This is a genomic window from Paenibacillus donghaensis (assembly GCF_002192415.1).
GTDB classification, from domain to species: Bacteria; Bacillota; Bacilli; order Paenibacillales; family Paenibacillaceae; genus Paenibacillus_AQ; species Paenibacillus_AQ donghaensis.
The window spans coordinates 6,458,999-6,470,599 of sequence record NZ_CP021780.1; the positions used below are offsets into that span (position 1 = coordinate 6,458,999).

The 11,601-nt window shown below is 46.8% G+C and carries 8 protein-coding genes; 1 reads left to right on the forward strand and 7 read right to left on the reverse strand.

What is annotated here, in order from left to right; genetic code table 11:
- The first annotated feature begins 100 nt into the window (after positions 1-100).
- A complete protein-coding gene (locus tag B9T62_RS29275) occupies positions 101-319 on the forward strand; it encodes a hypothetical protein (RefSeq protein ID WP_087918475.1) in 219 nt (72 codons plus the stop codon).
- Between the two features lie 114 nt (positions 320-433).
- Here the strand turns inward: B9T62_RS29275 and B9T62_RS29280 are convergent, their stop codons facing one another.
- From B9T62_RS29280 to B9T62_RS29310, 7 genes are all read right to left on the reverse strand, one after another.
- A complete protein-coding gene (locus B9T62_RS29280; RefSeq protein WP_087918476.1) occupies positions 434-913 on the reverse strand; it encodes a hypothetical protein in 480 nt (159 codons plus the stop codon).
- A 60-nt stretch (positions 914-973) separates the two neighbouring features.
- Positions 974-5,026, reverse strand: a complete 4,053-nt coding sequence (locus B9T62_RS29285; RefSeq protein WP_087918477.1) for an Ig-like domain-containing protein — start codon at positions 5,024-5,026, stop codon at positions 974-976.
- Positions 5,027-5,277: 251 nt separating this feature from the next.
- The gene (gene metK / locus B9T62_RS29290; RefSeq protein WP_087918478.1) at positions 5,278-6,480 is read right to left on the reverse strand and encodes a methionine adenosyltransferase; all 1,203 of its coding nucleotides are present in this window, start codon (positions 6,478-6,480) and stop codon (positions 5,278-5,280) included.
- Positions 6,481-6,750: 270 nt separating this feature from the next.
- Positions 6,751-7,014 (reverse strand): alpha/beta-type small acid-soluble spore protein, encoded by a 264-nt coding sequence (locus tag B9T62_RS29295; RefSeq protein ID WP_087918479.1) that lies wholly within the window; start codon positions 7,012-7,014, stop codon positions 6,751-6,753.
- A gap of 162 nt (positions 7,015-7,176) precedes the next feature.
- Positions 7,177-7,725, reverse strand: a complete 549-nt coding sequence (locus B9T62_RS29300) for a hypothetical protein (RefSeq protein WP_087918480.1) — start codon at positions 7,723-7,725, stop codon at positions 7,177-7,179.
- A gap of 86 nt (positions 7,726-7,811) precedes the next feature.
- Positions 7,812-10,673 (reverse strand): Ig-like domain-containing domain, encoded by a 2,862-nt coding sequence (locus B9T62_RS29305; RefSeq protein ID WP_087918481.1) that lies wholly within the window; start codon positions 10,671-10,673, stop codon positions 7,812-7,814.
- A 503-nt stretch (positions 10,674-11,176) separates the two neighbouring features.
- Positions 11,177-11,518 carry a hypothetical protein gene (locus B9T62_RS29310; RefSeq protein ID WP_087918482.1) on the reverse strand — a complete coding sequence of 114 codons (342 nt, stop codon included), beginning with the start codon at positions 11,516-11,518 and terminating at the stop codon, positions 11,177-11,179.
- Between the last annotated feature and the right edge of the window lie 83 nt (positions 11,519-11,601).

Here is an 11,601-nt window from a genome sequence, read left to right on the forward strand (position 1 = left end):
ACTGTGACTAGGTGGCTGGAGAGGTAGGAGCGCTTATCCCCTGCGGGACCGCTTGGACGCCGCCTGAGCGGTCCTGCTATCCCTGACGGGATGCACGCCTGTGGCTAAGGTCAAAGGCGGGCTGTTCCTGCGGAATGCGCAAGACCTTAAGATCAAAGGCAGGCTGTTCCTGCAGAATACGCGAAGGCGTAAGATCAAAGGCGAGCTGTTCCTGCGGAATGCGCAAAACCTTAGAGACTATCAAATTGGGATGCAACATCCTCCAAATCTAAAAGCAAAAATAAAAAAACGCCCGGCATCACTGCCGGACGTGAAATGACAAGTAGAAACGGCTTCGCCGTCCTCTGCAAGAGGCGGCATCCGTTTCTGCGAGAAATAGAAGGATAAATTATAACGTGGAACATATAAATTCTTATATTTTAAAGAGAAACCATTATTGTCTTGTAAGACGGTGGAGCGTACCCTTGACACCAAGCATCTCCTCATTGAGCACAAGAACCTCCGAGTTCTTCTGCTGCAAGGATTGATTGATAGTCGTCAGAAGCGCAAAAATATCCTGAGGTTGCCTTCCTTCAATTCGCACGACTGACTGATAGATTCCATCAATCTTCTTAGAGGCTTCCAACTGCTCCGCTTTAATAGCTATAACATCCTGCTTCAAACCAGTGATATCCTGTTCAAGACGCAACTGGCCTTCTTTCAAGCCCAGTACATCCTGCTTCAAACCAGTCACATCCTGTTCAAGACGCAGCTGGCCTTCTTTCAAGCCCAGTACATCCTGCTTCAAACCAGTCACATCCTGTTCAAGACGCAGCTGGCCTTCTTTCAACCCCGCTACGTCTTGCTTCAACCCTGCTACGTCTTGCTTAACGCCCTGAACCTCTGACAAAATCTGCTTCAATAGCTGTTCCACGCCGCTTCACCTCCTCTTGTACAAGAGTATATCATCTCTACCTTGCTGTTGGAAGATTTCTTACAAATATTCGGTCTGCTTCAGCATCCGCTGCAGCATCACCGCTGCCTGTGCGCGGGTGGCGTTGCCTTGTGGCTGGAACTCAGTTGTTGTCATGCCCAGAATAATTCCGGACTGGACAGCTTTGGCTACAAATTCTGCACTTTGGTTCTGAATCTTGGACTTATCCTTAAAAGCAATCAGGGCGGAAGCTGGCGTCCCGTTTAAGGTAACCGGGTGTTTGGCATATTCCATGGCCCGGATCATCATAATGGCCATCTGCTCACGGGTAATGTTGTCATCCGGGCGGAAAGTGCCGTCTGTATTTCCTGTTATGATGCCGGCCTTCGCCGCGGCACCAATGTAATCGCCGGTCTGGGTAGATGGCTGTATATCCCGGAATCGCTGAGCCGTATCACGATCGCCGAGCAGGCCTAACCCCCGGCTGAGCATTACTGCGAATTCAGCACGGGTAATTTTCTGCTCAGGCTTGAAGCTGCTGCCATAACTGCTGTCGATAATTGTTTTGGCGGCTAGCTCCGCCACAATATCCTTGCTCCAATGATTGCTCATATCTGTAAAGGTACGTGTGGACAAGAAGCTGCCCACGACCTGATTGCCAAAGGTACGGGCGCGAATAATCGTATAATTCCCTGCAGTACTCACCTTGGTAGGCAAATAAGCAGCGTCGTAATAGGCAAGATCCAGTCTGGCAGCGGAGGTCTGGGCGGCATTCAGAGTAGATGCTGTGCGCACTCTGTATTCCCCTGCAGTGTTAAGTCCTTTGGCATTGGCGAAGTTATCGCCGGTCACTGCCGTCAGACGGAAATCTACCAACTCGGTAATGCTGCGCAGTCCCTGAGTCTGCAGCTTCTGTTCAAACGGTGCAAAGGTCCCTGCCGGAACCTTCTCCAGCCGGAAGACCAGAGAGATATTGTTGCTGTCCGCAATCAAGCTTGCAGCCAGATTATTCATATCAATATCAGCTAGAGCTACCGTATAAATGTGGTCCCCATACCGGATAGAGAACTTGGCCTGCTTATTGCGGTTTGCCGCCTCCAGGAGCGGCTTAAACGGCACAGATACATAGGCTGATGTTTCAGTAGAAGGAACCTCAAAAGCAAGGGAGGCTGCTCCCACCTTGTACAAATAATCATAGCTTGCACTAAGCCGATCTGCTGTCAGATTATATCGGATTGCCGCCTGATTATAGATGGAACGCTCGCTTGCTGTGGTTGCCGAATCGATTTTGAGCAAAGAGATTTCTTCCCCAAATTCAATGGCAGCCAGAGTTCCTAGATAGGAAGGCCGTGTCCCCGATCCGGCTCCCGTAGATTGACCGGTAAGATTCTGTACCACCAGCGTACTGAACGATGATAGCGCATTACCGTTACCGTCCTTGATGCTCCCTGGTGCCGACATGTAGGATAAATCGACAGTCTGCCCCGTCTTGACTACAGTAGACAGCACCAGTCTCAGGATGCTGCCAGACACGTAATAGCTCTGCACGCCAACGCTGCTCCCGTCTGCGCGGACCCCGAACTGGCCAGCGTACAGTGTGGATGAGGATGACATATTTTTGCTAAACGTAACCGTAAGCTCATCTCCGGAGACTACCGCAGATTGGATATCCGGAACTGCCGTAGTGCCACCTCCTGATGTAACAGCCGATACACTGATGGGCTGAAGATTGATATAAGGCGCCCGGTTGCCGTTCAGATCACTTAATCCGGCAATACCCGCCACATAGGACAAGGTGCTTGTCTGATTCGCAGCAAGCGTACTCTGAAGGGTTAACGTTACCTGTGTTCCGCTTACCGCGATATTAGTTACATAGTTGGGCGTCGTTCCCACCAGCACAGAGTATTGGCTGTTCAGCGGAAGACCGCTGGCGGATATCCCTTCATTATAAGTCAGCACCACTTTATTGCCGGAACCGGATATCGTCTGAAGCACCGGAGGTGTCGTATCCGTTGTGTTACGAATATTAAAATCACTAAAGTTAGCAATATTCTGTCCCTGCAGGTTCTGCAGCGGATAAGAACTCGCGTAATAGGCGACCCGTACGGTCTGACCGCTGGAGGCTTCATTGCCCAGCGTCAGATAGACTGAGCTGCCATTAGAGCTGATGGAACTAACGCCCAGCCCATAACCGTCTGCGGTCACATTGAACTGACTGTAGGCATTGGGCGAAGCCGCCCTAAGTCCATCGTTAAAGTTCAGCACCAAGGTCTTGCCGGTAAGCGTCCCGTCTTTGGGGGTAGGCAGCGCAGATTCAATGCTATTACTCACCTGCCGATAGGAGAACGTCCCTGCTTCATTGCCGCTAAGGTCACGTACCGTCCGCAATCCGCCGTTATAGCTGACTTTGACTACTTGACCTACCGCTACACCGGTACCCAGCACCACATAGACGCTGTCGCCCTGAATGTACACATTCTCCACGGTACGTTTCTCATCATTGACGGTAACCGGGAAGCTTGAAGGAATCAGCGCAACAGACGCATTTAATTCTTCATTATATTTCAATTTGATTGTACGATTGTTCTCCAGAATCGAAGCGGTCAGCTGAGGTGCCGATTGGTCCAGGGAGATCGTGCGGATGCTCCAGGCGTTTATCCCGTTAATGCCTTCAAACACAGAATTCGGGTCATAAGCATCCGAGAAAGCCCCCTTGGCAATATCCACGTAATAAGCAGTATTGTTCTCAAGCGGCGCTGCCGGTTTCACAACATATTCCTGAGCATTCCCTCCCCTAACTGGAGTGGAAGGAACAACCGTCCCGTCGATTTTATGCAGCGTGATCGCATTGGGCAATTCTGAATTGAAGACCACGTCACGATCGAATTTGATCGAAAAAGACTTGTTAATATCCACAGACTCGCTGCGGTCGGCAGGGTTCAGCGCAGCGGCCACAGGCCCAGCTAAGGGTGCTGTAGTGAAACTCCAGGTGTAAGGTCCCGAAGCCGGAAACACATTGCCATCCTGATCGTAAAAAGCCCCTTGCGGTACAACCACGGTATACCGGGTGCTGCCCAATAGCGGGTTGGTGGTAGAAGCCGAGGCTATGGTAATATTCCGGTCCCCGCCGCCTGTCACCGCTGTCGAGTTCACGTTAATCCATCTCGTTCGACCATCCTCCGGTGTGCCTGGTGAGATCGAGATGTTGCCTTGGGCCGGCATCATCGGACGATCGAAATGAAGCTGAACTGCTCCCCATACAGGCACGCTTGTTGCATCTGCCACAGGGGATACCGATACATTCACCTCACTGCCTTTGGTAGAGAAGCTCCACACATTTCCGCTGGAAATACCGGCGAACGTCTTTTTGTTGGCATCCTTAAAAGCATAAGCATCCATCAGAATATAATAATTGCCGCCGACAGCCAACTTCTTGTTCAATGTCAGCTTTACAGCCGTAGACGCTGCATCGCTCTGAACTTCAACATAGGGCTCCCCATCCTGGATATGGAATTCCTGAATGGTCGCATTATCTGCTGAAGAGAGCAGCCGAATTGTACCGCCACCTTTTTGCAGCGGTTTATTGAGTTTGAAGCTTAGCTGTGTCAATGCTCCTGTGTCTACCCGCGTATTGTTGCCAGGTGAGAATTCACCTGCTGAAATGGCGGTGTCATTCTCGGGTGCAGTGGTAAAAGATATCGTTGTCCGTGCGGATTCGGCACCCGCATTATCCTTGAACAAGCCTCGTGGAATTTCCACAGTATAATTGGTATTTGCAGCAAACTGCGGACTCGTCCCCCATTTAATCTCATAATCCTTGGAGCTGCCCACCAATCCGTAGCTTCCGACAGGAACCTTGATCGCCGGAGTGCTGCCATCCTGTGCAGTAATTGTAATTTCACCATTTTGCGGATTGACTACCTGATCAAAGCTTAGTTTAATGGATGACGCGGTGCTGACATAGGCCGCGCCTTGCGAAGGGGAAGTTCTCATGTTAAATTCAGCAGCTGCATAAACCGCAGAGCTGCCTATTCCACCCGTATATTGCCCTGCTCCGAGTATAAGCTCTCCTGCCAGCAGCAGTGCGGTCCACATTGAAATTTTTCTTTTCATGCCGTGATAAACTCCTCTCAAGCCATACTGTCTTCATTTCTGCATATTCTTTTATGTCGGCTAAAAGGCTTCCAAAGTTTAGTAGTCCTGTTTTTCGTTATGTAAATACAGAAATAGAAAGACGATTTATACTGTGCAACAGATATTCCTCCCTATATATGCAAAAAAAGCCTGCACAGCAGCCACTTCTATCGAAGTACACCACTATGCAGGCTATATATATTTATGCCTCATTCAGCTTTATTCGTTAATTACAAGCCTGCCTGCGATCTCAGCAGCTCTGCCTTGTCCACTCGTTCCCAAGGAAGATCCAGATCTGTACGTCCAAAATGCCCGTAAGCTGCCGTTTGCTTATAAATCGGTTTGCGTAGATCTAACATAGAAATAATTCCTGCCGGGCGAAGATCGAAATTAGCCGCGATCAGTTCAGCCAGCTTATCTTCAGCGATCACACCTGTTCCATATGTATCCACGCTAATGGAGACAGGGTTGGCTACACCAATGGCATAAGCCAATTGAATCTCACATTTGTCCGCGAGTCCAGCCGCCACCAGGTTCTTGGCTACATAACGGGCTGCATACGCTGCGGAGCGGTCCACTTTAGTCGGATCCTTACCAGAGAAAGCTCCCCCGCCATGACGTGCATAACCACCATAGGTATCAACAATGATTTTGCGGCCTGTAAGGCCGGCATCCCCTTGTGGTCCACCAATTACGAAACGACCTGTTGGATTTATGAAATATTTGGTTTCCTCGTCCAGCAGCTCAGCCGGCACCACGGGAACCAGTACATGCTCTTTGATATCCGCTTGAATCTGCTGCAAGGTAACTTCTTCAGCATGTTGTGTAGATACAACAATAGCATCAATGCGCACAGGTTTGCCATCCTGATATTCTACGGTCACCTGAGTTTTGCCATCGGGGCGCAGGTAGCCAAGCGTGCCATCCTTGCGGACTTCAGCCAGGCGGCGAGCAATACGATGGGACAAGGCAATGGGCAGTGGCATCAGTTCAGGAGTCTCATTGGTAGCGAATCCAAACATCAGCCCCTGATCACCTGCACCAATATTGGCCGTTTCTTCAGCCACCTTGGCCGGATCACGATGCTCCAGAGCCGCATTAACGCCCTGTGCGATATCTGCCGACTGCTCGTTAAGCGAAGTCAGCACTGCACAGGTGTTGAAATCAAAACCATATTGAGCATTGGTATAACCAATCTCCTTAATGGTGCTACGCACAATAGCAGGAATATCTACGTATTCCGACTTGGTGCTGATCTCACCGATGACAAGCACCAGTCCTGTAGCTACAGCTACTTCACAGGCTACCCGTGCATTGGGATCATTCAGCAGAAATGCGTCCAATACAGCATCCGAGATTTGATCACAGATCTTATCCGGATGCCCTTCCGTTACCGACTCGGAAGTAAATAAATGCCGTCCTTTAATAGACAAAGATAACAACCTCCCATATGGTTAGTCTGATACTGCTTAAGGGGGCTCCTTAATAAATAACAGGATAAATAGAGTATAAATGGCAGAACATATCAGAAGAAACCTTTTCCATATGGAAAAGGTTTAAGTCTTTCCTCAAAGGCCATATTATCTTATTTGGATGATGGTGTCAATTCAAGTCAGTACCATTCATCACACTTCGATAGCGCATCCGTTACTGCGAGAAATAGAAGGATAAAGGATAAGGTGAAACTTATACTTTCTTCTATTTTAAAAAAGAGTCTGTTCGGCCTGCTTCACAAGCCTCTTTGTAATTTCGCCGCCTACAGAGCCATTATCTCTCGAGGAGAGATGTCCAAGATAAGAACTCCGTCCGCCAGAACCTCCGAGCGCTCCCAGCTCTGAACCAAATTCAGTATCTGCTCCGCCACCATAATGAGACCCGTACAGACCAAATTCCGCTGCAATTTCATATTGCATTTTCTTCAGCATTTCCCGGCTTTCCGGTACCACCTTACGATTATTACGTGCCATATTGCTGCACCTCCTGCAAATTTGTAAGAATACAGGAGTATATTATGTTGATATGCTGCACTTCAACCCCGCCAATGATTGTTAAACAAGGGAATGAATCTGATGTATGTATACCCTTGAAGAAGGGCATATTCTATATATAAGAGTAGTAGAATTCCTGGCTTATTTCAATGTATATCCGCCCGTTACCATCACAACAAGCCCTAAGGTTTGTCCATCCTGTACAGTGACTCCTCGGCCATCACGAGGGAAAGATAGGAGATGATTGGTTGGGGCCGCTGCACCATTGGCCAGATCGACACCATCCGTAAGATCTGCTACTCCATTGGTATCTTTAGAATAGATCAGAGCCTTGCCTGCACGCACAATAAACTCAGCACCTGCGTTGGCAGTTAAGGTCTGTCCTGATTTCACATCTACAATGACTGTTTCATTGCTCGCTGTTGTTGGAACCGTTGTTGGCGCCGGAGTTGCTGTAGCAGCAGGTGCGGTTGTTGGCGCCGCAGTAGCCACAGGAGTGATTACTGTTCCGCCTTGCAGTACCTTTTGAATCTGCTGGTCGACATAACTTTTGGTAACAACCGGATCATCTGCTGTTCCGGGCTGGGTACCCACACCTGCACCCTCAGCAGTAGTATTCAGTACTGAACCTGCCCAGATCCCGCCAGCCATTAATCCAGCTGCCATCGTCACTTTCCATACCGGCTTCATTGCATTTCCTCCTTCGGGGGAATATCGCTGCTTATAAAAAAAGAATAGCCTCCGAAGAGGCTATTCTGGACTTCGGACAATCGAGATTACTTAGTAGCACTAACGATTGTATCTACTACAACTTTGTTTCCCGATTTGTCAGTGATTTGAGCAGTATCTCTAACCTTAACTGTGATAGAACCAATATAGTTCGCACTCAGTTTAAGGTCTCCTGCAGCATCAGTAGTGTACACTACTTCATTGTGTTGGATAGCGCCGTCTTTGTTGTTATCCATGTACAATACATCTGCGCCATTGAATACACCTTTTTGGGTCTTGAAGGTTACATAGAATTTACCTTTATCGCTACCAACACCAGGTGTTGTGTTAATAACAACATTCGGGCTAGCTACTTCAATGTTTCCGTTGATTGTGAACAAGAAGTCAGAACCATCAGGACGGATGTTGATTACATCTTCACTAAATCCGATAACCAGCTTAGTGCCGTCTCCGGAAGCTACAGCTGCAGTGTTAAGAGTAGGTCTAACGCCATCTCTCAATGCGACCTGGTATGGAGTTGGAACAATTACGTTACCGGAAGTATCGGTAATACCATTGATAACGAATTCTTTGGAATCATTAGTGTTAATACCAGACGATGGGATGTTGACACTAACCACTACTGGGGTAGTTGGTGAACCTGATCCATTGTAGTCAGTGCTTACATATGAACCAACTGGCAGGGCTTTACCGTCCCAAGTGTAGTTAGCATATTCACGAACAGAAGCGATATTCAAACCACTTGAATCCTGAACAGTGAATTGAACAACTTGATCTGTTTTGTAGACTTCGCTTGTTACTACTACAGGTGCAGCCGTGATTACTGGTTTATTAGAATCTACCACAGTGTCGGCTGTGATCGATACAGGGTAAGCTACAGCAACCAGACCATTTTTGGCTTGCGACTGATCAACTGCAATACCTGCAGGCAGACGCAATGTGTAGTTGCCAGTGCCCAATGTTGCTCCTGTCAATCTCCATTGTTTACCGTCAGTTCCAACTACGTTAGCAGTCAGAGTAGTAGGGTATCCTGTGGAATCATTGATGATTTTGATTACTCCTGCGGAATTTACAAGAGATACTTTCTCGGAGAATTTCACCAGCAATCCTTCTTTGGCGTAAACAGCACTTACAACAGTTGGAGCTGTAACATCCTTAGTAAAGGTTACCGGTTGAGTTGTGCTTGCAGCAACAGTGTTGCCCAGGTAATCCTTAATGGTTGCACCGAATACGATGGTACCAGCAAATGTGGAACTGGAAGGGAAGTTGATTGCAAAGTTAGTCAGGTTGAAGGTTGTAGCATCTTTACCCTGTTTAACCTGGAACGCACCTCTTGTTTCGCCATTGGCGTTCAACAATGTGATGTTTCCGTGCAGAGTTGCGATATCCATTTTCTTATTGAATACTACTTCAACAGAATTCTCACCTGTAACAGTAACTTTGGAAACGGTTGGAGCTGCTACGTCAGATACTACAGTTACAGTAGTCTTAGTAGGGTTAGGAGCAATGTAGTTACCAGCAAAGTCAACGATGTTAGTCAGGGACACATCATAAGTTTTGCCGCTTTCCAGGTTGTTTGCAGTGGTCAGAGTCAACTCATCAAGAGCTGCACCGTTATCACGCAATGCTACAGTCGCAGGCTGGCCGTTTACATAAGCAATAACTGTACCAGTACCTTTAACTGGCTCACTTAATTTAACATGAACCTTGTTAGTTGTAGCCTTGGCAGTTGATGTAACCGATGCAATTGTTGGAGCTGTTACATCGTTAACTGGCAACAATTGAGTGTACGCGGAAATTGTTTCACCTGAAGTTGTTTTCACTTTGTCATTCAGGATGAAAGTGTACTGACCTTTGAGGTATTGGTTGTCAGCAAATGTCAACCAAGCTTCAGTACCCTCGGATGTCAAAACAACAGATGCAGTATCAACGTTAACCACTGGAGCGCCGCTCAGGTTACCGATGCTTGCAGCACCATATACCAGAGTAGTTACACCTTTATCACTAGTCTGAGTAAAGGATTCAGCGTCAACCGGACGGTTGAATTTGATAACTACTTGCTTGCTGTTTGGAGCTGTTACGGAAACAACCTTAGGAGCCTGCAAAGTTACCTTGGTAGTATAGTCATGATCTTTGTATTTGAAAGTAACCGGTGTTTCTACGCCTTGAACCAGTGCAGTTGTCAGCGTAACTGTCAATTCACCCTTGTCAGCAAACTTAACTACTACGCTAGTTGGGCTTACTGCTTCAGCGGAAGTGATAGCTGGAGCTTGAGTCTTTTGGTCAAGACCGTAGATTGTGGAGAATACCAAACCGCGGCTTGCGTTAGCTTTGAAGTTGGTATCTTTCGTAGCCAATCCTGCATCAATGATCGCTTGTGCATAACCTTTAGCCCAAGTAGATGCATTGTTGTCAGTAGTAGTTGGTACATCCAATTTCTGCGCGATAACCAATACTTTAGCTACTTCTTCAATAGTTACTTTACCATTGAAATCGAAGAGGCCTTTAGCAGTATTTTTACCTTGCATCAGGTTTGCTGCAGTTACTGCTTCAATGTAAGGTCTAGCCCACATTTTTGCATTGTAGTTTTTGTCATTGTAAGACAATTTGTTAGTGATTTCAGTAAGAGCAAAAGTTTTAGTGATGATCTTAGCGAATTCAGCACGAGTCAAATCTTTTTCAAGATTAGCTGCGCCGCCTGGGTAGCCTTCAACGACACCCTTTGCTTTCAAAGCGTCATACGCCTGTTGTTCAGTTGCTGTTGCACCAAATGCTACAGAGGCAAACATCGAGAATGCCATTGCTGTAGATAAAGCTACGGATAAAATTTTCTTCATAACCTTTTTTTCTCCTCCTTGGACGTTCATGAACTGAGATTTTTCTTTAGTTGGGTAGCTCATGTCACTCATTAGCCGATGCACCCCCTTTCCCGAGTTGAGCAAATTAAGTATAAATAATGTCTGTGACGGGTATCACAGAAACTTGTAAACAAATTCAAGGCATGATAATAATAGATTCCTAATTCTACCTAAGTATTATACAATGTGCCTCTAGTCACGTAAAGCTAATTTTTCCATTTCGAATCAGCTCTACTGCTGTAGCCGCTTTAGCGGCCCTTGTGCGAATGACTCTACACCTTAAACGCAGAAGTTCTGAGAAAGTTGCGGTTTCCTTAAAAATAATTTCTCAAGGCCGATTTCCGCCCCAGTTTCCAATAGAAGATACATATGTATGTTCTACTAACTATTGTTAATAATGGTTAGCTACGGGGAACAGTATAGCATAATCACTTCCCCGTCGTCATTAAACAATATTTGTTAAGTTAATAAACCGATTTGACGTTATTCAAACTATGTAGCCAACAACTAAAAAAAGCGCCGAATTCGGCGCCTGGCATTTCATTCTACCGGAACTAGCGGATCTTCATCGATAATAAAATTAACTCCTGGCGTTTCTCTGGGCTGGAGTTGACATTGTTATACATAGCGTCAATCGCTTCACGGTTCTCACGATAGGTTTTCTCATGTTTAATTGTAGTATGTGACCAACTGATCAATGCGTTCTCGGCAATAACCAGCTCATTGTATGCATCATGGAATCCTGTGGCCTGCACCAGCTCTTCCATCACCTCTTGCGTGATCTCCAGCATTGCCCGTTTGTTCTCGATTTCCTTCTCCAAGACCTTAGCTCTATTCTCAAACATATTCTTTGCTTTCATGTAATCCAGTTGCGCTTTAGATAAAATCGGTTTCATCGATGGCTTTCACCTTTCAGAACAAATTATTTTCTCAATTATTGTATCGTAAAATCGGCCAGATTACAAAGTTAATGTCACTG

What these genes read in the sequence shown, in the direction of transcription:
- B9T62_RS29300 (WP_087918480.1), bottom strand. Translation starts at nt 7,725, where the DNA reads ATGAAGCCGGTATGGAAAGTGACGATGGCAGCTGGATTAATGGCTGGC.
- B9T62_RS29310 (WP_087918482.1), bottom strand. Translation starts at nt 11,518, where the DNA reads ATGAAACCGATTTTATCTAAAGCGCAACTGGATTACATGAAAGCAAAG.
- B9T62_RS29295 (WP_087918479.1), bottom strand. Translation starts at nt 7,014, where the DNA reads ATGGCACGTAATAATCGTAAGGTGGTACCGGAAAGCCGGGAAATGCTG.
- B9T62_RS29285 (WP_087918477.1), bottom strand. Translation starts at nt 5,026, where the DNA reads ATGAAAAGAAAAATTTCAATGTGGACCGCACTGCTGCTGGCAGGAGAG.
- B9T62_RS29305 (WP_087918481.1), bottom strand. Translation starts at nt 10,673, where the DNA reads ATGAGTGACATGAGCTACCCAACTAAAGAAAAATCTCAGTTCATGAAC.